The sequence below is a fragment of the Streptomyces sp. NPDC053076 genome (assembly GCF_044546845.1).
In the GTDB taxonomy this organism is placed as follows: domain Bacteria; phylum Actinomycetota; class Actinomycetes; order Streptomycetales; family Streptomycetaceae; genus Streptomyces.
On the sequence record NZ_JBITZL010000001.1, the window covers coordinates 1356044 to 1379320 of the forward strand.

A 23277-nucleotide genomic window follows, 5' to 3' on the forward strand; every position below is an offset into this window, starting at 1 on the left:
GCTCTGCCGATCGCGGTTGGTTTTCCGGGGGGGGGCGCGCCCCCGGGTGCCCGCGGGCTCCGGGCTGTGGTGGGGGGGGGGGGGGGCGGGGCCCCGCCCCCCCGCCCCGCCTCCCCGTTCGTTCGCGTCAGTTCCCCGGACCGCCCTAGGGCAGCAGCTTCTCGACCGCCGCCGAGCCCTCCGACTCCAGCTTGCGACGCGCCCAGTCGAGGTTCTTCGGTGTGACATCCCTGCCCGCCGCCATCACCAGGTCCTCAGGGGTCACGTCCCTGGATGGCGCGGAGTGGAGCAGAGCGTCCGGGGTGCAGACGTCGTCCGACGAACGGGACTCTTCAGGGGTGGATGTCGCCATGATGCCTCCTCCTCGGTCCGGATGACCTCATCCGTGCCGGTGCCTCCGAACGGGGCACACTCTCACCATTGCCCTCCCCGGCGCACCCTGCATCCGGAAGCCCCTGGGGAGCGGTGTGGAGCGCATGCCCACGCCACGCGAAGCCACGCCCCCCTAAGCTGGAAAACATCCCGCACACTGAAAAATCCACCGCGAGTGGAGAGAACGTACCGTTAACGGAGACAATTATCGCAAGCGGCGCAAGCGCACCGTAAGCATGGAAATCACCGCAGACGGGGAAGTGCAGCGTAGGCGAGGACACCCCCACCGCCGGCGGAGACAACCCACCGCCCAACGGAGACCACCCGCCGCCAGCTGGTAACGGACCGCGAGCGGACACAGCGCACCGCACGCTCACCGGGAGGCCGCCGATGGCCGCGACGCCGTTCGCCGAGGATGCCCCCGGCCCCCGCTACCTGCCCATCGCCGAGCACGGCCTCATCGGTGACCTGCGCAGCGTGGCCCTGGTCGGCACCAACGGCACGATCGACTGGTACTGCTGCCCCTCCTTCGACTCCCCGAGCGTCTTCGCGGCGATCCTCGACGCCGAGCGGGGCGGACGCTTCGAGCTGGCCGCCGCCGTACCGGCGCGCACCAAGCAGTTCTACTTCCCCGACACCAATGTGCTGATCACGCGCTTCTTCACGGAGGAGGGCGTCGGCGAGGTGCAGGACTTCATGCCCGTCTGCTGCGACGGATCGCTGGAGGTGAGCCGGCACCGGCTGATCCGGCGCGTGGTGTGCGTCCGCGGCACCGTGCCGTTCCGAGCCCTGATCGCCCCCCGCTTCAACTACGGCGCCGACCCGCACACCCTGAGCTTCGTGGACGGCATGCTGTTCTTCGAGTCCCCGGAGCGGTCGCTGACGCTCACCTCCACGGTCGCGGTGGAGAACGACGGCCGTGACGCGTGGGCCGACTTCAAGCTGACCGAGGGCGAGACGGCGGTGTTCGCCCTCGACCAGCTCGACGACCAGGTGATGCCCCGCGGATGCGCCCACCGCGAGGCGGAGCTGGAGTTCAACGCCACCGTCACCTTCTGGCGCAGGTGGCTGCACCAGTCCCGCTACCGGGGCCGCTGGCGCGAGATGGTGCACCGCTCGGCCCTCACCCTGAAGCTGCTCACCTACGCCCCCACCGGCGCCATCGTGGCCGCGCCCACCACCAGCCTGCCCGAGCAGCTCGGCGGCGAGCGCAACTGGGACTACCGCTATGTGTGGGTACGCGACGCCGCCTTCGCCGTCTACGCGCTGCTCAGGCTCGGCTTCAGCGGCGAGGCCGCGGCTTTCATGAAGTTCCTGACCACGCACATCAGCCCCGGCGACGGCGCCGCCTCCGGACCGCTCCAGATCATGTACGGCATCGACGGCCGCGCCGACCTGCCGGAACGCGACCTGCTCCACCTGGAGGGACATCTCGGCTCCGCGCCGGTCCGGGTCGGCAACGCCGCCGCCGACCAGCTCCAGCTGGACATCTACGGTGCGCTGATCGATTCCATCTACCTCTACGACAAGTGGGCACAGCCCATCTCCAGCGGCCAGTGGGACGACGTGTGCCACCTGGTCGACTGGGTGTGCGACCACTGGGACCAGCCCGACGAGGGCGTCTGGGAGACCCGGGGCGGCCGGAAGAACTTCCTGTACTCCCGGCTGATGTGCTGGGTCGCGATCGAGCGCGCCATCCGCCTGGCCACCCACCGCGGACTGCCCGCCGACCACCGGCGCTGGCGCCAGGCCCGGGACACCATCTACCGGAGGATCATGGACCGCGGCTGGTCGGAGCGGCGGGGCGCCTTCGTGCAGTACGAGGACGCCGACGTCCTCGACGCCTCGGTGCTGATGATGCCGCTCGCCAAGTTCATCGCCCCCACCGATCCCAAGTGGCTGTCCACCCTCGACGCCCTCACCGAGGACCTCGTCTCCGACTCCCTCGTCTACCGCTACGACCCGCAGGCCAGTCCCGACGGCCTCCGCGGCGACGAGGGCACGTTCTCCATCTGCTCCTTCTGGTACGTCGAGGCGCTCGTCCGGGCCGGCCGGGTCGACGAGGCTCGGCTGGCCTTCGAGAAGATGCTGACCTACGCCAACCATCTCGGCCTGTACGCCGAGGAGATCGGCCGCACCGGCGAGCAACAGGGCAACTTCCCGCAGGCGTTCACCCATCTGTCCCTGATCAGCGCCGCGTTCAACCTGGACCGCGCCCTCGGTTGAGCCGTCGGACCGGGCGCCGGTCCGGCCCGGCCTACCGGTGACCGGACTGTCCGGATCGGTCTGGTGTGTCCGTGGGTCGCACGGGTACCCGGGGGTCCGACAGCGGAATCCACACAGGCTCGACAGAGCGAGGAGACCCCGCATGACCAGCACCAGCGAGACCGGCGACGTCACCGGCACCCGCGACAAGGACTACAACCTGATCTGGTACGTCGAGGCGTGCCTGAACAACGCCCTGCGGCTGGAGCAGTACATCCAGGACGCCGAGCGGGAGAAGGACAGCGAGGTCGCGGACCTGTTCCGCAAGGCCCAGGCCGACAGCCGCAAGGGCGCCGAACTGGGCAAGCAACTGCTGCGCTCGCGGCTGGGCGGCGGCTGACCGCCCCCGCCCTCTCAGGCGAACCGGGCTGACTGCCCCGCCTTCTCAGGCGAACCGGGCGGACTCCTTCCCCCCCCGCCCTATCAGGCGAACCGGGCACTGGGAACGGGCCCGGCGGACCGCACACGTGCCCGGTCACCGTGCAGCCACGTGCCCCCGACGGCCGTGGCGAACGCGGTGAACTGCGCGTCGGCGTCCGCCGGGCCCGCGCCGTCCCCCGGATCCGCGGAGGGATCCGCACCGGTGATCCCGGCGGCGAGCTCCGCCTCCGGGCGGTCGTCCGCCGGCCCGCGCTCGACCCCGCCGTCCGCACCCTGGCGGAGCCGCTCGCCCCACGGCGCCACCACCGACTGGTGCAGCAGGGCGACGCTGTCCGGGGTGACGGCGGGCGGGTCCGTCCAGCAGCAGCCGTGCGCGTGCAGCACCTGCCCCGGGGCACGTTCGAACAGCTCCCCGATCAGCTCCGGCCCGCCGTCGTGCGCCGCGAGCCCGTCGAGGTCGTAGGCCACGACCACCGTGTCCGCCCGGCCCGGCGTGAACGGCTCAGCCGGCAGGTCCAGCACCTCGGCCGCGGCGAGACCGAGGATCCGCGAGTCCCGGTCCGGCAGCAGCGACACCGACCGTGGCCGCACCCCGGTGGCCACCAGCAGGGCCCGCAGCCGCAGCAGACCGCGCAGACACTGCTCCGGGGTGTCCTGCAACCAGGCGTAGCGGCCGTTCATGCCCGCGTCGAAGCCGTACGGCGACAGCGTGCCGAGGACCGTACCGCCCATCACGTACTGCCAGCCCCGCAGGTCGGCCAGGTCCAGGGGACCCGCACGGCGGGCATCGGCGGCGCGCGCGAGCATCCGGTTCTGCCGGTCCCGCGCCGGCTGCCACCTCGAGTCCTCCGGGTCGGACAGCAGCGCGTGATGACGCCGGGCCAGGTCGAGCTCGCCCGCCAGGACCGCGTTGAACACCAGCAGATAGCGGTCGGGCCACTCCTGGAAGCGGCTTTCGTGGCGGGCGAGTTCGCTCATCGCATCGCGGTGCCGGCCCTCCTCCTCGTACGCCGACACCAGCTCCCGCAGCACCGGCAGCGCGCCGTCGCTGAGACGCAGCGCCGCACGCAGAGCGGGGATCGCCGGATACGGCACGCCGCGTTCGACACACGCGTACCCGAAGTCGTACAGCGCCCTGGGGTCCTCCGGCGCGGCGGCCAGCGCCGCCGAGGCGTCCGCGAGGTCGTCGAAGCCCGCCGCGCCCGCGGCCCGCCCCACCACCCGGGCCACCTCACCGAGCGGCTGGTCCTCCCCGGCGGCACGCACCCGCCGAAGCGCGCCGGGCACGTCCCCGGCGTCCAGGGCCGCCCAGGCGGCACGGAGTTCGGGGGACCGGGGACGGCGGTCTGCGCGCGAGAACATGCCGGAGATCATCCCCTGTCGGCCGAGGAGCCACAACGGATTTCCCGCGCCCGTACGCTCAGGGCAGCGGCTGCTCCGCCCAGATCACCTTGCCGTTCGGCGCGTACCGGGTGCCCCAGCGTTCGGCGAGCTGCGCGACCAGGAACAGGCCCCGGCCGCCCTCGTCGGTGCTCGCCGCGTACCGCAGGTGCGGCGAGGTCGTACTGCGGTCGGAGACCTCGCAGATCAGGGTGCGGTCACGCAGCAGCCGTACCCCGATCGGGCCGCGCCCGTAACGGATCGCGTTGGTGACCAGCTCGCTGAGGATCAGCTCGGTCGTGAACGCCAGCTCCTGCAGGTCCCAGTCGGACAGCCGCCGGCTCACCGAGGCCCGCACCCGCGACACCGCGGCCGGGTCGGACGGCACCTGCCACTGGGCGACCCGGTCGGAGCCCAGCACCCGGGTACGGGCGACGATCAGCGCCACGTCGTCGCTGGGCCGGGCCGGCAGCCGGTCCAGCACGGTACGGCAGGTGTCCTCGGGAGAGGCGCCCGGGGTCCGGAGCAGGGCGTCGCGCAGCAGATCGAGCCCCTCGTCGATGTCCCGCTCCCGGTCCTCCACCAGACCGTCGGTGTACAGGACCAGCCGGCTGCCCTCCGCCAGCTCCAGCTCAGCCGTCTCGAACGGCAGCCCGCCCAGGCCCAGCGGCGGGCCCGCGGGCACCTCCGCGAACTCCACGCTGCCGTCCGGCCGCACCAGCGCGGGCGGCGGATGACCGGCCCGGGCCAGGGTGCACAGCCGCGACACCGGGTCGTAGATCGCGTACAGGCAGGTCGCGCCCGTCACCACGGCCGCGCCGCCCGCCGGGTTCTCGTCCTGGTCGATCCGGCCGACCAGCTCGTCCAACAGGCCGAGGAGTTCGTCCGGCGGCAGATCGAGCGAGGAGAAGTTGTGCACGGCCGTCCGCAGCCGGCCCATGGTCGCCGCCGCGTGCAGCCCGTGTCCCACCACGTCCCCGACGACGAGGGCCACCCGCGCCCCGGACAGCGGAAGCACGTCGAACCAGTCGCCGCCCACCCCGGACTGGGCCGGCAGATAGCGGTAGGCGATCTCCAGGGAGCCCTGTTCGGGCAGGGTGCGCGGGAGCAGGCTGCGCTGGAGGGTGACCGCCATGCTGTGCTCGCGGGTGTACCGGCGGGCGTTGTCGATCGACACCGCCGCCCGCGCCACCAGCTCCTCCGCCAGGGCGACCTCCTCGGAGTCGAACGGCTGCGGCTTCTCCGCACGCCAGAAGTTCGCCACGCCCAGCACCAGACTGCCCGCCCGCAGCGGCACGGTGATCAGCGAGTGGATGCCGTACGCCACCACCCGGTCGGTGCGCTCCGGGTTCTGCGCCCGCCAGCCGGGCGCCTCACCCAGCCGCGGCACCACGACCGACTGACCGGTCGTCAGCGAGCGGGCCTGCGGCGAGGTGGCCACCCATCGGATCCGCTCGCCGACCGGGTACAGCGGGGCGTCCCCGCGAAGGCCCGCGCAGGCCGCGCGGCGCAGCGCCGTGCCCGGCCGCGGCTCCTCCCCGCCGAGCACGGCGTCGAACAGGTCCACCGTCGCGAAATCCGAGAACCGGGGCACCGCCAGCTCCGCCAGCTCCTCCGCGGTCCGGGTCACGTCCAGGCTGGTGCCGATGCCCACCCCGGCGTCGTACAGCATGTTCAGCCGCTCGCGAGCCACTTCCGCGCGGCCCGACAGGGCACGCAGCTCGGTCGAGTCGCGCAGCGTGGTGACGCTGCCGGGCGGGCCGCCGCGCAGATCCGTGGGCCGCTGGTTGACCGCCAGCAGACGGTCCTTGACCAGATGCACCTCGTCCGTGGCCACCCGCCCCGAGGAGAGCAGACCCGCCGTCTCGTCGTCCAGGCCCAGATCCCGCACCTGCCGCCGCTCGGCGTCCGCCGGCAGGTCGAGCAGACGGTGGGCCTCGTCGTTGGCGAGCAGCAGCCGGCCGTCACCGCCGACGATGAGCACACCCTCCCGGACCGCGTGCAGCACCGCGTCGTGGTGCTCGTACATCCGGGTCATCTCGTACGGCCCGAGACCGTGCGTCTGCCGCAGCAGCCGTCTGCTGACCAGGGCCGTGCCCCCGGTGGCCAGCACGAGCGCGACGCCCCCCGCGGCGAGCAGCAGTGGCAGCTGCTGGTCGGCCGCCCCGCCCACGTGCGCGGTCGTGATCCCGGAGGACACCAGGCCCACCACCTCGCCCGCCGAGTCCTTCACCGGCACCACGACCTGCACCAGCGGACCGATGGTGCCGGTGATGTGCTCCGTGACCGTGTGGCCCGCCAGGGCCGGGGCGATGTCGCCGACGAACTTCTTGCCGATGCGGTCGGTCTCGGGGTGCGTGTAGCGGACTCCCTCGGTGTTCATCACGACGATGAAGTCCACGCCGGTCGCCTGGCGGGCGGCCTCCGCGCGCGGCTGGAGCACGGCGGTGGGATCGGGGGAGCGCAGGGCCGCGACCGTGCCGGGCGCGTGGGCGAACGTCTCGGCCACGGCGAGGGAACGGTTGGTGGCCTCGATGTCGCTGTCGTGCCGTACCTGGAGCAACTGGGCCACCACCGCCGAGACGACGAGCAGCAGCACGATCACCACTTGCAGGACGAACACCTGACCGGCCACGCTGCCACCGGTCACCGCGGACCGGAGCCTGCCCGGCCGGCTGCCGCCCGCGCCGCGTGCCGGCCTCCTCGGCGGACTGTACGGTGCGCGCGGGTGCCCCGACGATCGGGGCGGCCGGATCGCGGTCCGGCCGGGCAGTCGCACCATGTGCCCATGTCTACACTGCCCCGCGCCGTCAGGCGAGACCGTCACGTTAGGTGACGACCGCCGACCGGACGACTCCTGGCCGGCACCGGCGCCGTGCCGGCGCTGCCGCTCGGTCATGGCCGGTAGGGGGGCAGCCGGCGGCGGGCGGCATGATCCCGCGGGCCGTCGCGCGGGGCCGGGCGGCGGGCGGTCAGGAGGAGGGCCATGTCGTCCGGGCGGTCGATGGCGAGCCGGGCGTCGGCCGTGAGCCGGTCGGCCACCTGGGCCAGGGACCGGCCGCCAGGCCGCCCGGCGGCGCCGCCCGCCCGGGCGAGCGCCAGTCCGAGGGCGGTGATTCCCTCGTCGATGTCGGTGCCGGGCCGTTCCACCAGCCCGTCGGTGTACAGGGCGAGGATCGCGCCCGGCTCCAACAGCAGCTCGGTCACCGGGTACCGGGCGCGCGGATCCACCCCGAGCACGACACCGCCCGGGACGTCCAGCACCCGGATACGGCCGTCCGGACGGCGCAGCAGGGGCGGCAGATGGCCTGCCCGGGCGATCCGGGCCCGGCCGGTGTCGGGGGCCAGGCGCAGATAGCAGCAGCTGGCGAACTGGCCCGGGTCCAGGTCGATCAGCAGGTGGTTGGTGCCGCTCAGCACCTCGTCCGGCGGCCGGTCGCCCAGCGCGAACGCCCGGACGGCGCTGCGCAGCTGGCCCATCGTGGCCGCCGCCTGCACCCCGTGCCCCTGCACATCGCCGATGACCAGCGCCAGCCCGTCGCCGGCCTCGACCACGTCATACCAGTCGCCTCCCACGTCCATGCCCTGGGTGCCCGGCAGATAGCGGCCCGCGGTCTCCACCAGCGGGTGCGCCGGCAGCCTGTGCGGCAGCAGGGCCTGTTGCAGACCGCGGGCGAGGGCGGCCTCGCTGTCGTAGCGGTGTGCCCGCTCCATCGCGTGTGCGATCAGGCCGGCGAGCGCGGTGAGGACCGTACGCTCCTCCATGCTGAAGCCGCGCGGGCGGTCGAAGCCGAGGATGCAGGAGCCGACCGGCCGGCCGGAGGCGATCAGCGGCAGGAAGGCACGCGCCCCCACGTCGGCGTCGAGCGCGAGGCCCGGATAGGCCGTCCCGAGCTGCTCCATGGACTCGAAGAACAGCGGCCGGCCGGTGGTCAGGGTCTCCACGCCCGGGATGCGGGCGTCGAGACCCACGCCGTCGAACGGGGCGAGGAAGCCCTGCGGGAACCCGGTCTCCCAGGCCAGGTGAAGATGCCGGTTCTGGAGCAGGTAGATGGCCAGCCGGCGGCCACCGAAGGCGGGCAGCAGCTCCTGCATGACCACCGCCGACACCTGCCGGGCGGTCACCGCGTCCGTCAGCGCGATGGCCAGGGCGATCGGCCGGTACAGCGGCGCCATCGGGTGCTCGCCCGCCACGGTGCCCTGCGGTGCGGACGCATCGGAGACCGGCTCCGCCTCGGGGTCCAGACGGCTGGCCGGGACGAGCGTGCAGGTCAGCAGGTCCGTACCGGGATGCACCGACACGGCCAGCCAGTCGCCTTCGCCGGGCTTGCCGGCCGGCCGCCGCGCGTGGAAGTGCACCGGGTCCGGGGCGAGCAGGGCGCCGCGCAGATGGTCGTCGTACGGCGGCCCGGCCAGCCAGGGCATCGCCTGCCACAGCTCACGCCCGAGCAGCCACTCCCGCGCCCGGCCCATGAGCCGGGCCGCCGCCGGGTTGGCGTACACGATGAGCCCGAGCCGGTCGAGGCAGAACACGCCCTGCGGCAGCAGGTCGGCCGCGCCGTCCGCGGAGGAGGCCGCACCCGGGTGGATCACCGCACCGCCGACCGCCGGCGCGGCGTCGTCGGCACCCTCCGGCCACAGGTCCAGCAGCCGCGCGGTGCCGTCCGGGGCCCGCAGGACGAGCGGCGCGCTCGGCGGCTTGCCCGCGGCGGCGTCACGCAGCGCGGCCAGGATCCGGTGCGCGTCGGCCGGGGCCATGGCCTCCGCGAGAGCCTGCGCCGTGCCCGCGAACTCGCCGGAGCGCAGGCCGAGGAGGGCGTGCAGCCGGTCGTCCGCGCGCACCGTCGCGGTCAGCGGGTCCCAGCGGAAGCGCCCTGCGGCGGGTTGTGCGGGCCGGCCGGCGGGCGGCCGTACGGCTATCGGCTCCCCGTCCCAGAGCAACGCGCTCTCGTCCCCGTCGGCCAGGGCCAGCAGTTCGGCACCCAGTCCCTCGGCCAGCCGGGCGAGCGGCTCCCGGTCCAGCGCCTCGTCGTCGGTGTCCGTCACCGCCGGGCCCAGCACCGTGAGCACCCCCAGTGGCTCGGTGCTGCCCGGCACCGGCATGTGCACCGACCCGAACGGGAAGGGCAGACCCGCCGCGAACTGCGGATAGCGGCGCATGGTCTCCGTGGCGTTCGGCAGGACGACCTGGACGCCGAGCCGGTAGGCGTCGGCGACGGGGAAGGGACGGTCGACGTGCAGCCGCCACCAGGGCTTGAACAGCGGGCCGGGCATACCCGCGAGCACCGAGAGGCGCAGCAGGCCCGGGGTGCCGGACCGCAGGTACACGCCCGCCACCAGGCCGCCGGCCGCGCCGAGGGCGCCGGTCGAGGCGTCGGCCAGCAGCGCGGCCAGCCGGTCCCGCGTACGGACCGCCTGCTCGTCGCTCCCAGCCATCGGCCCTACCTCGTCCCGTGCGCCTTTGGTGGATGACACAGCAAGAATGCGCCACGGGACGCGCCGAATGCACCTGGGCGGGAGGAGAGGCGAGAGCACCCCGACGGCCGGGCCGGGGAAGAGGGCGAACCACCCGAACGGCCGCGGTGGGCACCCGCCGCCTCACACCGGTGCCCCGCCCGGGTGGCGGTGCCTCCGACCCGCTCCTAGTAATGGACTGCGTAACGCCGCGACCGCACGCGGGGGCGCAGGTGCGGCCGCATCCTTCTCCTGGAGCCGAGATGACGACCCGCCCTTCGTCCCGCCGTCCCGACGACTCGCTGATACCTCCGGCGCCGGCCGTGACCGGCCTCGGCACGCCGTCCCCTCAGCTCCTGATGTGGCCCTTGCGGCCACCCGAGGGGCATCCCGACGCCCACCGGACGGACGATCCCGCGCCCGGCGACCCCTTGCAGGGCCTGGTGCGCGCGGCCGTCGCCGACCGCCCCCTGGAGGACGTCGTCCAGCTCATCACGCTGCTGGAGCGTTCGCCCGAGCACGCCCGGGCCAAGGCCGACGCGTTGCGCGCGATCGGGGTCGACCGGTCGGTGGAGGACGTCACCCGTCTGGTGACGCTGCTGACCGAACCGCCCCGGGACTCGGAGGGCGCCGACGAGGTGATCCGCGCCGCCGCCGAACGCCGTCCCCTGGAGGACGTCTCCCGGCTGATGGAGCTGCTGCACCGCAGGCCGGTGGAGCCGCACTGCTGGGAGGAGGCGGTACGGGCGGTGGCCGTCCACCGGCCCGTCGAGGAGCTGGCCGAGCTGATCGGCCGGCTGGCCGCGGCCCGGAAGGCGTCCGAGCACCCGCGGCCCGAGCCGACCGGCTCCGCTCCGACCGGTTTCGATTCGACCGGTTCCGATCCGGCCCGTTCCGAGTCGGCCGGGTCTTGGCTGACCGGTTTCGAGCCGGCCGGTTTTGAACCGACCGCGTCCCAGTCGGCCGGGTCTGGGCTGGCCGGGTCCGGGGCGGCCGGGTCCGGGTCGGCAGGGTCCGAGGGAACCGGTGCCGGGCCCGCCGATCCTTGGTCCCTGCCCGCCACCACGGCACTGGCGGTCACGCCGGGCCCGCAGGTCCGGCTCGCCGAGGAACGGTCCGCCAAGGCGGGGTCCGCCGAGGGACGGCGGCCGAAGAGGCGGCAGCCTACGCGGCGGCAGGTGGATCAGGACCGTGCCGGGGACGGCCCGGCTCCGGCGGCGTACGGGTGGGCCGCCCGGGGTGCCGCGCTGCTGGTGCTCCTGTGCGGGGTGGCCTACGTCCCGCGCTACTGGACCGGGTTGTCCCACGGGGTTCTCGGGGCCACCCTCCTCGCCTCGGCGCTGTGCGGGCTGCTGGCGCTCGCCCTCACGGCACGCGCGGCGCCGGCCCGGCTCGTCGCGGCGACGGCCGCCGTCGGCGTGACGGCGGTCCTCGCCGCGGGGCAGGTGCTCGGCGGGCGGTTCGGCCTGCCGGACCCGGCCCGGCTGGCGGCGGCGACCCTGGCTCCGCCCTGGTTGGCCGGCCCGGCGGCCGCGGCAGCCGCCCTGAGCGCGCTGTCGGTCCTGTTGACCGCCCTGACCGCGGGCGACGCCCAGGACGAGGGCGTGCGTTGAACCACACCGGGTCCCCCGCCGGGCTCGCGGCGCCGGCGGGGGCGCGTGGGGAGTTCTGGGGCCGGGTCGGTTCACGGTCCGGGAGGGCGAGCCGGACTCGGTGGCGGGCCGTACGCTCGGGCTCGCCGTGCCGGTGGGTGCGGAGACCCGGGGCCGGGTCGGCTTACCGCCTCGGACGGCTCGTCGGCCCCTGTCGCGGGGCCGTGGTCGGTCAGGGCCCGGTCGTCCCCGGCGGCAGCGTGCGGGCGGTGCGCAGGCTGCGCAGGGCGAGGAGCAGGACACCGATGTCGTCCAGGTAGACCGGGTCCGGCAGCAGATCGGCGGGCAGCAGCAGATACGCGACCGCGCCCCAGAACACCCAGCGTGGGCCCGTCGGCAGCCCTGCCCGCCGCAGCGTCTGCCGGGTCCGCACCAGCCGGATCAGCAGACCTACGGCGACGGCGAGCAGCACCGCCGCGACGCAGGCCGCGATCACCAGCAGGGTCGTGGTCGTGTCCATCCTGGCTCCTTGTCCGGGCGGGACGGGGATGGCTAGGACGAGTCGTCGTCCGTGTCCTCGCGTGTCCCCTTGCGGTTGTCCGTCTCCTTCTCCTTGCGGGTGCCCGGGTTGTCGTCGTTCTCCCGTGCGGTGCCGCCCGGCGTGCCGTTGGGTGCGGTGCCGCCCGGCGTGCCGTCGGGTGCGGTGTCCGTGGCGGACTCCGGCTGCTGCCGGCCCGTGGCCGTGAGCTTGAGCCGTTCGAACGTACGCGTCAGCTGCTGCAGCGCGCTCGGTGTCCGGGAGCCTGGCCGCTGCTGCGGCACGGCGGGCGGGGGGACGTCACGGTAGGCGGCCAGCGCCTCCAGCGCCTGCTCGGCCGCCTGCTTGTACAGGTCCCGGGACTTCGTCATCGCCTCCAGCGCGTCGGCGTACATCGCCACCAGCCGCCGCTGGCGCTCCAGCTCCTCCTGGACGGTCAGCAGGGTCCAGTTCTCGCGCAGGTCCCTCAGCGCCTCCGCCGCGTCCTGCGGCAGGGGCCGGGGCAGCGCGGCGAAGTGCCGTAGTGCCGTGATGAGATCGGCCGGTTCCGAACCGTCCAGGAAGACGCTGCGCACGCTGTGCCGGCGGCCGTCGTACGCTTCCGGCGCCGGATCCGGCGGCAGCAGCACCGCGCCGCCGCGCGGCACCTCGACACCGAGGTCCTTCAGCGCCCAGTTGACGCCGCGCAGCTGCTGGGGCGCGGCCCGGTGCTCGACCACGCGGTGCCGCAGACCGGGCGGCAGCAGCCGCGCCAGCGGCAGCCGGCCCCGCTCGTCCGGCGTCATCGCCTCGTGTACGACGACATGGACGCACCATGCCTGCCGGGCCGCCTCCCGTAGCCGGCGCCGCATCTCCTTGTCGTCCTCGGGCAGCGCGTTGGCCTGCCGCAGGCGCAGACCCGCGACCGTCGGGTGATGGTCCCAGGAGCCGTTCTCGTCCTCGTCGGCGGCGTCCTCGGGCCAGAACAGGGTCGCGGGCGAGGGCCACGCCTCGTCCCACGGCTGTTCCGCCTCCGCGACCAGCCACCATTCGTGGCCCTGCGGCCGGCCCTGAAGCGGTACGAGGGTGAGCCGGGCCCGCACGGTCACGGTGCCGTCGGCCCGCCAGCGGGCCTCGAAGACCCGCCGGGTGGGATCCTCGGCCGTGGCAGGCTCGGCGAAGGCGTCGATGTCCCCGCTCTCCTCGTGCCGCCGCAGCGTGCGGCGGACGACGTCCTCGGGAGCGGGACCGGTGTGGCGGCCCCTGGCGGCCCAGAGGGTCTGCGGGGCGGTGGCGTGGTCGGTGGCGGAGTTCGACATGAGCCAATCTGCTGATGGGGGCCGGTGCGGCTCCCAGTATCACCGTTGGACGGGGCGACACGGGCGCCGGGGCCCGGCCCGCGCGCGTCGCCCGGGAGTGCGACCGGCGCACGGGGTGCGCGCGGCACGCCCCGGGTGTGCGCGGTGCGCGCCAGGTGACCGTGGTTCACCCGTGCCCGGCGGCCGGGCCCGGCGCCCACAATGGTCCGGCGAACGGGGGCTCGCCCGTCCATCCGCTCGGGGCGGCCCCCGTTCACTCACCGCGCTCGCCCGGGAGGCCCCTCTGCCGGGAGGCCGCCCTCGCCTGGAGGCCGTGCTGCCGGGGAGGCCGCCCTCGCCTGGAGGCCGCCCCCGCGCCCGGACTCGCGGGAGGCTACGCGTGACCACGGTGCTGGAAGCCCGCTACCGCGCCGTCCTGCGCCTGCTCCCCGCGCGACCTGGTCCGGCGCTGACACGCCGCGTCGGCACGGCCCCCACCGGGTGCTCGCGTCCGGCGCTGACCGGCTGCACCGGGTGTTCCCGGCCGGCGCTGACCGGCTGCACCGGGGTGTTCCCGGCCGGCGCTGACCGGCTGCACCGGGGTGTTCCCGGCCGGCGCTGACCGGCCCCACCGGGTGTTCCCGTCAAGCGTCGCCCGCTCCCCGGGGTGTTCCGGGCGATCCGGGGGGATCTCAGTGCGGGTACGCCCGGGGCGGTCGCTGGCGGGGCACCTCGTCGCGGAACTCGGCGATGGACGTGCTGATCTGACGCATCAGCACGGTGCTCTCCAAGCGGCCCAGATAGAGGTTGGCGCGGGCCAGCGCGGGCAGGTCGACGCAGAAGTACAGCGCCATCAGCGGGTTGACGAACAGCTCGCTGCCCCGGGTGCGTTCGGTGAACCGCACGTCACCGAAGTCCCCGCGCACCGCCGCGGCGACGGACCCGTGCACGATGCTCGGACGGCTCGCGTGGCAGCGCTGGGCGTGCGCCACCGCGTCGAGGTAGGCGGCGCCCTCCGGGCTCTCGCGCGGGAGGGAGAACGCGCCCAGGTAGCCGCCCGCGCGGTCCAGCGCGGCCAGATTCTCCAGGACCAGCGAGTGGTTGACGCCGTGATGGGCGTCCACCCCGAAGCCCAGGCAGGCCACCAGCCGGTGCGCGACTTCCGGGAGCCCGCCGACGGCGGCCAGACTCGCCATGTCCTCCTCCGGGGTGCCGAGCCCGTGCTCGTCCCCGCGCATCAGGATGTCCGTGCCGCCGTCCACCAGCACGATCGCGTCCACCCCGCCGAGGTGCGCGAGCAGCGCCCGGTACGCGGCGCGCAGCGGCTCGACTCCCGTGAGCGGAAAGGCGTACACGGTGTCGGGCCGGCCCTGGGACGCCAGCCACTGGGCCAGGGAGCGCTCGGGGAAGTAGTCGCCGCGCAAGGGGGTGTCCGGGCGGACGGCGGCGACGTCCTCCGCGACCCAGGTGTCCGGGCCCAGGCCGTACAGGTCGGCGAAGGACAGGCTGGCCAGGTGTACTTCCTTGCCGGCCGATCGCAGCGCGAGGGCGAGCGGGAGTCCCGCGTAGACGTCGAAGCCGCCGCCGGCGCCGGCGACGAGCACGCGCCGGGCCTCGCGCAGGCGGGTGAAAAAGGCGGGTTCGGACAACGAGAACACCGCAGGACCTTAACAGGGCGGCATCCGGGAGGCGTTGGGGTTCACCCGGAACGGGCCCGGACCCGACCCTGATCGTCCACAGGGGCGAACCGGCGGCTTCCGGCGGTTGTCCACAGGCCCGGACGGGATGTCGGACCACCGTGCCAAGATCGCCGCATGCTCACTCACGACCTGATGCCCACGGAACCCCACCGGTCCACGGCCTATGCGCTGTGGGTCACCCGCCACGACCCGGGTGCCGTGAGCGCCGCCGTCGCCCTGCTCGACGAGGTGGCGTCGGCGGTGTCGTCGGCGTACCCCAAGATGGGGCGCTGCCTGGAGCGGCTGCGGCGGCCGGCGAGCGGGCTGCCGCCCGCCCATCAGCCCTGGTTCTGGGACACGGTGGCGCACCGCCTGTTGGGCTACCCCGGCGGTGCCGCCGCCAAGGCGTACACCCTGGCCCGCAAGGCGGAGCTGGAACACGCGCTGCCCGTCGACCCGGACTGGCGGCGGGCCAACGCGCGGCTTTTCGCGGCGCGCGGCGCCCTGCCGGTGAAGGAACTGAGCGAGCATCAGCGCTGGCTGGCGGGTCAGTTGGCCCCCGCCGAGGCCCACGGGGAGTACGTGCGGGTGCTCACCGCCTGGGCCGCCTCGCCCGGGGACCTCCCCGCCGACCTCGCCCGCCGGATCGCCGCCTCCGCGCGGGCCGCCGGCCTCGGCACCGACGAGGACGCCCGGGTCCTGGGGCAGGTCCTCGGCGCGGCACGCGGCAAGGCGGTCCCGGACGCCCTGCTGGAGGCCGCCGCCGGCCCGCTGGGCGACCATCCGCAGGGCCCCGAGGTGCAGGCCGCGTTGCTCGACCTGTTCCCGGAGTCCCGCAAGGACGCGGCGGCCTGGCTGCGGCTGCTGCTGCGATGCGGCATCGTGGAGGCGACCGCGGCCGGGCACCTCGATCCGGAGGGCGGCCCGGCCGGCTGGCTGCGCAGGTACACGCGCACGTACCGGCACCAGAAGGTGGCGTACGGGGGAGTGGCGCGCCAGCCCATGCCCGCCGAACTCTTCGAGATCATCTCCCGGTTCGCCGCCCGGCTGCGCGCGGCGGGCACACCCGTGGTGATCCACGAGGACACGTACCGCTGGCCGGACCTGGACGCCGACGTCCTGGACGCCTGTCTCGCCGAGGGCATCGCCGTCGAGGACCCCGGTGACGCCGTGCGGCTGAGCTTTTGGGACGACCGGTCCCGCCGCGATTTGAAGGCCCTGGCCGCCCATCCGGTGTTCGGCCGCCGTCTGGAAGGCACCGTGCACGAAGGGCTGCGCGGCGCGGGCACCGCGATCACCCGGCTCCCGGCGAACGCCGGTATCGCCGCCGAGGTGCACACCCGTGTCGAGGGCCTGCTCGGCGAGTTGCGCGGCGGTGGTCTCGCCGCGGCCGACGAAGCGGTCACCGAACTGGCCGGTCTCCTCGACCGGCCCACCGCCGTCGCGCTGGACGGCATCGAGGAGGCGCTGGCCGCGCTGGATCTCACCGGCCCGCTGGCCCGCGCGCTGCGCGCCGGGCTGCCCGAGGAGCTGGGCTGGCCCGCGCTGGAGACGGCTCTCGCCCGCTTCGACCCGGCCGACACCCTCCGCGTCACCTGCACCTGGCCCGTCCTCACCGTCTTCGGCGCCGACCGCGCCCTGGCCGTGGACCCCACGGGCACCCGCGCGACCTGCGCCTTCCGGGTGCCACACGAGGCGACGGAGCACGCCGTCCACTACGTCGGCGGACAGTTCCTCGTCAGCTGGCACACCGGCGACCGCTATTCCCCGGCCGCAGGGGCGTTCTGGGCCGACCGGCCCCAGGACGTGTTCACCCCGGAGGACGTGTTGGGCCTGCATCCGTACGGCGGACTGATCCAGGGCGGGTTCGGGTACCAGTTCGAGACCCCGGACCGCGGTGGCCGGTTCGACGGGGAGCGGGTGCTGCGGCCGGGCGGGCGCGAGGGCATCGGCGACCATGAATTCCAGATGAGCGACGGCCGCCGCTTCTTCGCGGCCATGGTCTTCCACACGCACGGCAATTGGACGGCGTACGACCCCGCGACCGGCGACCGCACGGCCGACCTGCCGGACTTCCACCGCGACCGGGAAATCCCGCCCGGCATGGCGGAGTTCGAAGGCGGCCAGTACCTCGCGGTGCTGCCCGAGGACGCGCCGCGCTCCCCGTTCGGCCAGGACGGACGGCTCGTCGGCTGCCGGGTCCTCAACCGCACGCCCCACCAGGGCCCCTCGCCGACCGAGTTCCTGCTGGAGTCGGTCGACGGCCGTACCGCCCGCCACCGCAGTCGGCGCTTCGGCCGCCACCCTTGGGGCATCATCGGCCTGCCCGAGGGCGGCGAGGACGCCGTCACCGTCGGCGAGGCGACCATCCGATGCTACGCCGCCGCGGACAACTCGCTGCTGTGGCAGGTCCACGGCTTCGTCCCGCCCTCCCCCCGCGACCGGGACCATCCGCCCACCCTGGGCGCGGAGGCCGGCCCGGTGCCGCCGCCCGCGTTCTGGCACTTCCTCACCCCACGCGACGAACGCTCCTCCAAGGCGCTCCGCTCCGTCACCGGTGCGACCGTGCGCGCTCTCCTGGACGCCGCCTCGGACACCCCTCACGACGGGCTGCGCGACCGGGTCGCCAGGCTGCTGCCCGAGGCCGGCGACGACCGGGTGCGGGACGGAGTGGTGCGCGCGGTCCGGCTGGCGGCCGACGTGCTGCGCCGCCGTGCGGAGCTGTCCCGGCGCGTGAGCATCATGCGCTCCGGCCCGGTGGTGGACCTCCCCGCCGACATCCCCGACACCGCCCTCGTCCCCGCCCTGTCCGGGCTGCTGCCCGACCTGCGCGCCTACGAGGCCGACGCACCCCAGCGGCACCCCGGCACCCTCGCCGCCGTCGCCGCCGACGGCCGCTTCCTGCGCGGCGAGATCGACGACGAGACCCGCAGCCTGGCCCCGCCCGCGCGCCCAGTGGAATGGCAGGTGCTGCTGGGCGGCATCGACGCCGTCGCGTGGCGGGCCGCCGTCGAGACCACGTCCGCGGACGAGCGCACGGCGCTGAACGCCCTCCTGCGAACCTGGAGCCGGCAGCCCTTCGCCGAACCCGGGGGCATCTGGCGTACCGGCCGGGCTCCGCGGGAGGACCTGGCCGGCGCACCGGGTACGGCGGCGGGTCCCGTCCGCGGCGGGCTCTCCCGCTTCGTGCAGCCGGCCGCCGCCCCGGCCCCGGCCGGCGCCGAGGAGGCGCAGACCGTCACGATCGCCCGGGACGACGCCGGACGCATCAGCCGCCTCCTGGAACTGGTCGAGCGCGACGGACCGGTCCCGCTGACCCCGGAGGCGCTCGCCGTCTTCTCCTGGCGCACCGGAGTACGGCGCCCCGTCGCCGCCCTGGCCCTCGGCGGCCTCCCGCGGCGCGAGGGGTACGACGAGCACGCCAGGATGCTGCGTTCCAAGCCCTACAAGGCGAACAGAGCCACGGCCTCGGAGTACGACGGCTTCTGGCACCGGCTCGGCCCCCACGGCCGGCGCGCGGTGCTCGCCGCCGGAGTTCCGGAGGACCCGGCCGAGCTGTGGGCGGCGGACGGCCTGGTCCGGGCAGCGGAACGCATGGCGGCCGTCTGGGCCGGACTGCTCGGCACTCGGCCCTACGTCGACGAGGAGCTGGCGGCCGCCCTGGAGGCGGACCTGGGCCTGTCCGCCGACTGGGCCCGTACCCTGCCCGCCGGCCGCCCGCCGGCCGAACCGGGCGGACAGCTCCTGGTCGGCAGCCGCGGCGGCCGGCTCCACCTGCACCGGGCAGGGCCGGACGGCACGCCCGGTGAGTGGATACCCCGCGACAGGGCCCCGCACATCGAGACGCTGTCCGTGATCGCCTGGGCTCTGACCGAGCGGCCGGTCGGCGACCCGGCGGCCGACGGTGCGCTCAAGCTGCACCAGCACCTCGGGGACTGGCGCGCCGCGCCGGACACGCTGGTCGAGCTGCCGAGACACCCGGCCCTGGCCCGGGCCGCCGGCGGGGATCCGGCCTTCCGGCCCTACGCGGGCACCGTGGTGCCGTGCCCCGAGCCGCTGCCGGATCCGGTCACGGAGGCCGCCACGGCGGTGGACGACGGGACGTTCGTCGTCGCGGTCCCCAGCGGGGACGTCTTTCTGCGGACGGCCGCCCTGGCGGAACCGGAGCGGGTGGCGCGGGCGCTGGAGCTGTGCGACCGACTGAACCTGCCCGGGCTCGGGCAGGAGGTCACGCGGGCCGGGGCGCTGTTCGACGGCCTGGACCGGATGGCGGCCCGCGCGGCCGGAACACCGGTGCCCGTCGGCGGCTACGAGGCCAATCCGATGCTCAGCGTCCCCCGGCTGGTCACCGAGACCGCGCGGCGGCTCGGTGTGGGTACGGACGCCGCCGCGCTCCACCTCCAGCTCAGCGCGCTCGCCCGGCCGACGGACCGCAACGTCCGCCGCTGGAACGGCTGGACGGCCGCCCGGCACAAGGCGGCGCAGGCGGAGCTGGTGGCGGTCGGAGCCGTGGAGACCGGCCGGCGGGCCAGGGCCGGGCGCACGGCCTTCGCCCACGACTCCTGGGAGACCCTCGACGCGCCCCATCTGCCCGTGGAGAGCGGCAAGCTGCTCACGCACGGCGCGGTCCGGGCGGGCAAGGCCGTCCGCGGCCCCTTCACCCGGCTGCTGTCCCCGGTGCCGCTGCACGAGCTGTTCGCACGGGCGGCGGCCTGAACGGGACGGGGGAGCAGGGACCTTACGCCCCGCTCTCCCGCAGCATGTCCTCGCGCTCGACGATCTTCACCCGCTCGCGGCCCTGCGGCTCGCCCAGGGCACGCTCGGCGGCGTCCAGTTTGTACCAGCCCTCCCATGTGGTGAAGCGCACGTTCCGCTCGGCGAGGAAGGCGTCCACGGCCTCCGGCTCGGGCGAGGAAGGGGCGTGCAGCCGGCCGTGGGCGTAGTCGTCCAGCAGGTTGGCCACGGTCTCGTTGGCGTCGCCCTTGGTGTGGCCGATGAGGCCGACCGGGCCGCGGCGGATCCAGCCGGTGACGTAGGCGGACTGCAGCGGGGTGCCGCCGTTCTGGATCACCCGGCCGCCCTCGTCCGGGACGGTTCCGGAGTCGATGTCCCAGGGCAGCTTGGGCAGTTTCTCGGAGAGGTAGCCGACCGCGCGGTAGACCGCCGTGACGTCCCAGTCCTTGAACTCACCGGTGCCCTTGACGTTGCCGGTGCCGTCCAGGGTGGTGCGCTCGGTGCGCAGGCCGACGACCTTGCCGTCCTCGCCGAGGATCTCGGTCGGCGACTCGAAGAAGTGCAGGAACAGCTTGTGCGGACGGTTGCCGACGTCCCGGATCGCCCAGTTCTCCAGCGTCTTGGCGACCATGTCGGCCTGCTTGTTGCCGCGCCGGGTCTCGATGGAACCCTCGTCGTAGTCGATGTCCTCGGGGTCGACGATGACCTCGATGTTCGGGGAGTGATCCAGCTCGCGCAGCTCCATCGGGCTGAACTTCGCCTGCGCCGGGCCACGGCGGCCGAAGACATGGATCTCCACGGCCTTGTTGGCCTTCAGGCCCTCGTGGACGTTCGGCGGGATCTCGGTCGGCAGCAGCTCGTCGGCGGTCTTGGCCAGGACACGGGCCACGTCCAGGGCCACGTTTCCGACACCCAGCACGGCGACCTTCTCGGCTTCCAGCGGCCAGGTGCGCGGCACGTCCGGGTGGCCGTCGTACCAGGAGACGAAGTCGGCGGCGCCGTAGGAGCCCTCCAGCTCGATGCCCGGTATGGACAGCTCGCGGTCGGCCATCGCGCCGGTGGAGAAGATCACCGCGTCGTAGAAGGCACGCAGGTCGTCCAGGCTGAGGTCCGTCGGGTAGTCGACGTTGCCGAACAGACGGATCTGCGGCTTGTCCAGCACCTGGTGCAGGGCGGTGATGATCCCCTTGATGCGCGGGTGGTCCGGCGCGACGCCGTACCGGATCAGGCCGAACGGGGCGGGCATCCGCTCGAAGAGGTCGATGGACACGCCGGGGTCGGCGGCCACCTCGGACTTGAGCAGGGCGTCGGCGGCGTAGATCCCGGCGGGGCCGGCTCCGACGATGGCTACCCGCAGGGGGCGCGGCATGATCAGGTTCCCTTCGAGCGCGAATGGGCGACTTGATCAGGAAGCCTAAACTAAGGCACACCTAAGTTGGTACGGGGGTCCGGTCTATGACCTCATAAGCTGATCTTATGGGGTGTCCAGGCGTTGCTTATGCAGACCGGTGGCCGGACGGGGGTCCGGCGGCGACGCGGCGCCCGCGGCGGCCGGTACACGTCCCGGGCCCTGCCTCTGCCTTCACCCGGGACCGCATGCGGCACACCGCGGCATTCGTTCCGCGCCGAGGACAGCCGAGGCATCCGTGAGCCCGACGCCACCCATCACTCCCTGGGCCGCGCCCGCCCCGGCTCGACCACCGCCCGAGCCGGTGCGGCCGCCGTGCCGATCCGGTCAGGCCGGCCGGACGATCCGGCGGATCGCCGTTTCCCCGGCGCCGTAGATCGACTCCTCACGGATGATCGATCCCGGACCCGGAGCGTGCACCATCATCCCGTCGCCGACGTGGAGGCCCACATGCCGGTCGTCATCGAAGAAGAGGACGAGGTCACCGGGTTCGATCCCGGCCGCCGTCACCGGGGTACCCGCCAGCGCCTGCTCGTGCGCGGCGCGCGGCAGCATGACACCCGCGGCCCGCCACGCGGCCTGCGTGAGGCTGGAGCAGTCGTACGAGTCCGGCCCCGTCGCACCCCACACGCACGGCTTGCCGATCTGCGCACGAGCGAAGGCGACCGCCTTGCCTGCGCGCGAGGCGCGCGGTGACAGCGGTGCCGGGCCGCCGGTGAGGAAAGTCGGCACGGGCGCGGTCGGGGTGGCCTCGGGGACGGCGGGATACGGGATGGCCTCGGGGACGGCGGAATACGGGATGGCCTCGGGGATGGCCGAATACGGGATGGGGCCGGTGTCGGTGACGGACGCGGGGGGTGCCGGGTAGGTGAAGGCGCCGGCGCCGGTCGCCGCTTTGACGGCGGCCGGGAGACCGGCGACCGGAGCCGGTGTCACCCCGACCGCCTGGGCCGGCCGGGCGAGTCGGGCGGTGTGCCGGGTGAGGAGGTCGGCCGCACCGGCGAGCTTGTGCCGGACGGCCGCCTTGGCGACGACGGGGGAGAGGCGGCCGGCCCCGGCGGCACCGGGCAGCGGCCTGGGTGCCTGCACCCGGTCTCCCGGGGCCCGCAGCGCCGGGTCCGGGGCCGCGAGGAGGGCCGAGGTCGCGGGAAGGCCGCCGACCGTGCCCTGCTCCCAGAGGCCCGGCAGGTCCGCCGTGCCGGCGGGCGCCGAGGTCGCGGGAAGGCCGCTGACCGTGCCCTGCTCCCAGAGGCCTGGCAGGTCCGCCGTGCCGACGGGCGCCGTCGGTTCCGGGGAGCTCAGGGGGGCCCACGCCGGCAGACCACCGACGGAATGTGTCGCGGTCCCCGCGAGTTGAGCCGGCTCGGTACCGGGTGGCGCCACCCACCCGCCCCCCGGCGTCACGGCCGACAGCGGGTCTACGGGGAGGGCCGCCGACGGTCCGGCCACCGCATTCCCGATCGGCAGCGCGGTCATCGCGCCTCCGGCCGGCAGGGGGGTCATGGCGTCCCCGGTCGGCAGTTCGGTCATCCCCCCACCGGTCGGTAGCGCGGACTTCACGCCTCCGGCCGGCAGTTCGGCCAGCGCGCCCCCGGCCGGTAGCGCGGCCATCGCGTCTCCGGCCGGTAGTTCGGCCAGCGCGCCCCCGGTGGGCAGTCCGGCCATCGCACCGCCGGCGCCCCGCTCCAGGGCCTGGGGTGCCGGTGCGGCGGGCCCCGGGCCCAGGGCCGCCCGCTCACCGCCCACGAGGGCGCCGCCCCCGCTCCGGTCCAGAGCAGCGACCGAGGTGTCCGGCATCCCGGGCACCGGCCCCGGGAGGCGGCCGGCGGGCAGTACGGCGGGGACGGTCGGGCCGACTCTGCCGCGTACCGAGTCGAACCACTGCCGGGTGATCTCGTCGAGCGCCGGATCCGGACGTCGGCTGGGCCGCTTGGCCAGCGGGACGCCCCGGGAACGCGCCCGAAGGGCCATGGCCCGGGTCGCGTTGAAGTTACCGGTGGCGTTCTCGGCCTGGTCGTAAAGGGAGTCGATCCGCTGCCGAACCTCGTCGCGGCTCTCCGGCGCCATGGAAGACGGGCTCCTTCCTTGCCCATCAGGGCAGTTGGGCGGCTCGCCGGGGCGGTGCCGGGCGCGGCCAGGCGTCAACCTAGCCAACGTGTGTGCCTCGTGTGAAGGTTGAGGGGCGAAATGTCCGATA

General features: G+C 74.6%; 14 protein-coding genes. 5 read left to right on the plus strand and 9 right to left on the minus strand.

All coding sequences use genetic code 11. The features are described from left to right. Window positions 1-145: 145 nt before the first annotated feature. Window positions 146-352, minus strand: coding sequence for a hypothetical protein (locus tag ACIGYR_RS05445; RefSeq protein ID WP_391837526.1), 207 nt, complete (start codon window positions 350-352; stop codon window positions 146-148). A 410-nt stretch (window positions 353-762) separates the two neighbouring features. On the opposite strand from ACIGYR_RS05445, the gene ACIGYR_RS05450 reads away from it, so the two are divergent. Further along, a complete protein-coding gene (locus ACIGYR_RS05450; RefSeq protein ID WP_399601466.1) occupies window positions 763-2598 on the plus strand; it encodes a glycoside hydrolase family 15 protein in 1836 nt (611 codons plus the stop codon). Window positions 2599-2740: 142 nt separating this feature from the next. Further along, window positions 2741-2977 (plus strand): hypothetical protein, encoded by a 237-nt coding sequence (locus ACIGYR_RS05455; RefSeq protein ID WP_391837523.1) that lies wholly within the window; start codon window positions 2741-2743, stop codon window positions 2975-2977. An 83-nt stretch (window positions 2978-3060) separates the two neighbouring features. Here ACIGYR_RS05455 and ACIGYR_RS05460 read toward each other — a convergent pair whose 3' ends face one another. The 3 genes from ACIGYR_RS05460 to ACIGYR_RS05470 form a co-directional block, all read right to left on the minus strand. Then, entirely contained in the window at window positions 3061-4380 is a 1320-nt protein-coding gene (locus ACIGYR_RS05460) for a tetratricopeptide repeat protein (protein ID WP_399601470.1), read from the minus strand. A 58-nt stretch (window positions 4381-4438) separates the two neighbouring features. Further along, complete coding sequence (locus tag ACIGYR_RS05465) at window positions 4439-7180, minus strand: SpoIIE family protein phosphatase (protein WP_399601472.1); 2742 nt, start codon at window positions 7178-7180, stop codon at window positions 4439-4441. A 113-nt stretch (window positions 7181-7293) separates the two neighbouring features. Next, a complete protein-coding gene (locus ACIGYR_RS05470) occupies window positions 7294-9834 on the minus strand; it encodes a SpoIIE family protein phosphatase (protein ID WP_399601475.1) in 2541 nt (846 codons plus the stop codon). Between the two features lie 281 nt (window positions 9835-10115). On the opposite strand from ACIGYR_RS05470, the gene ACIGYR_RS05475 reads away from it, so the two are divergent. Next, the gene (locus ACIGYR_RS05475) at window positions 10116-11465 is read left to right on the plus strand and encodes a hypothetical protein (protein ID WP_399601478.1); all 1350 of its coding nucleotides are present in this window, start codon (window positions 10116-10118) and stop codon (window positions 11463-11465) included. Window positions 11466-11676: 211 nt separating this feature from the next. Here ACIGYR_RS05475 and ACIGYR_RS05480 read toward each other — a convergent pair whose 3' ends face one another. Beyond that, the gene (locus ACIGYR_RS05480) at window positions 11677-11964 is read right to left on the minus strand and encodes a DUF1232 domain-containing protein (protein ID WP_391837514.1); all 288 of its coding nucleotides are present in this window, start codon (window positions 11962-11964) and stop codon (window positions 11677-11679) included. A 32-nt stretch (window positions 11965-11996) separates the two neighbouring features. Then, window positions 11997-13280, minus strand: coding sequence for a hypothetical protein (locus ACIGYR_RS05485; RefSeq protein WP_399601481.1), 1284 nt, complete (start codon window positions 13278-13280; stop codon window positions 11997-11999). A gap of 379 nt (window positions 13281-13659) precedes the next feature. Here ACIGYR_RS05485 and ACIGYR_RS05490 point away from each other — a divergent pair, with 379 nt between their 5' ends. Beyond that, a complete protein-coding gene (locus ACIGYR_RS05490) occupies window positions 13660-13881 on the plus strand; it encodes a hypothetical protein (protein ID WP_399601483.1) in 222 nt (73 codons plus the stop codon). Between the two features lie 70 nt (window positions 13882-13951). On the opposite strand, the gene ACIGYR_RS05495 is transcribed toward ACIGYR_RS05490, so the two are convergent. Next, complete coding sequence (locus ACIGYR_RS05495) at window positions 13952-14917, minus strand: DUF1152 domain-containing protein (protein ID WP_399601486.1); 966 nt, start codon at window positions 14915-14917, stop codon at window positions 13952-13954. A gap of 156 nt (window positions 14918-15073) precedes the next feature. Here ACIGYR_RS05495 and ACIGYR_RS05500 point away from each other — a divergent pair, with 156 nt between their 5' ends. Further along, window positions 15074-19654: a hypothetical protein gene (locus tag ACIGYR_RS05500; protein ID WP_399601489.1), complete on the plus strand. Its 4581-nt coding sequence runs from the start codon at window positions 15074-15076 to the stop codon at window positions 19652-19654. A gap of 22 nt (window positions 19655-19676) precedes the next feature. Here the strand turns inward: ACIGYR_RS05500 and ACIGYR_RS05505 are convergent, their stop codons facing one another. Continuing rightward, window positions 19677-21041 carry an FAD-dependent oxidoreductase gene (locus ACIGYR_RS05505; RefSeq protein WP_399601492.1) on the minus strand — a complete coding sequence of 455 codons (1365 nt, stop codon included), beginning with the start codon at window positions 21039-21041 and terminating at the stop codon, window positions 19677-19679. Window positions 21042-21407: 366 nt separating this feature from the next. Further along, window positions 21408-23147 (minus strand): NlpC/P60 family protein, encoded by a 1740-nt coding sequence (locus tag ACIGYR_RS05510; protein ID WP_399601494.1) that lies wholly within the window; start codon window positions 23145-23147, stop codon window positions 21408-21410. Window positions 23148-23277: the final 130 nt, after the last annotated feature.

Bases quoted from the DNA above. Each gene is read 5' to 3' on its own strand.
- ACIGYR_RS05475 (WP_399601478.1), top strand. From the start codon at position 10,116: ATGACGACCCGCCCTTCGTCCCGCCGTCCCGACGACTCGCTGATACCT.
- ACIGYR_RS05485 (WP_399601481.1), bottom strand. From the start codon at position 13,280: ATGTCGAACTCCGCCACCGACCACGCCACCGCCCCGCAGACCCTCTGG.
- ACIGYR_RS05480 (WP_391837514.1), bottom strand. From the start codon at position 11,964: ATGGACACGACCACGACCCTGCTGGTGATCGCGGCCTGCGTCGCGGCG.
- ACIGYR_RS05460 (WP_399601470.1), bottom strand. From the start codon at position 4,380: ATGTTCTCGCGCGCAGACCGCCGTCCCCGGTCCCCCGAACTCCGTGCC.
- ACIGYR_RS05505 (WP_399601492.1), bottom strand. From the start codon at position 21,041: ATGCCGCGCCCCCTGCGGGTAGCCATCGTCGGAGCCGGCCCCGCCGGG.
- ACIGYR_RS05500 (WP_399601489.1), top strand. From the start codon at position 15,074: ATGCTCACTCACGACCTGATGCCCACGGAACCCCACCGGTCCACGGCC.
- ACIGYR_RS05445 (WP_391837526.1), bottom strand. From the start codon at position 352: ATGGCGACATCCACCCCTGAAGAGTCCCGTTCGTCGGACGACGTCTGC.
- ACIGYR_RS05465 (WP_399601472.1), bottom strand. From the start codon at position 7,180: ATGGTGCGACTGCCCGGCCGGACCGCGATCCGGCCGCCCCGATCGTCG.
- ACIGYR_RS05455 (WP_391837523.1), top strand. From the start codon at position 2,741: ATGACCAGCACCAGCGAGACCGGCGACGTCACCGGCACCCGCGACAAG.
- ACIGYR_RS05450 (WP_399601466.1), top strand. From the start codon at position 763: ATGGCCGCGACGCCGTTCGCCGAGGATGCCCCCGGCCCCCGCTACCTG.
- ACIGYR_RS05470 (WP_399601475.1), bottom strand. From the start codon at position 9,834: ATGGCTGGGAGCGACGAGCAGGCGGTCCGTACGCGGGACCGGCTGGCC.
- ACIGYR_RS05510 (WP_399601494.1), bottom strand. From the start codon at position 23,147: ATGGCGCCGGAGAGCCGCGACGAGGTTCGGCAGCGGATCGACTCCCTT.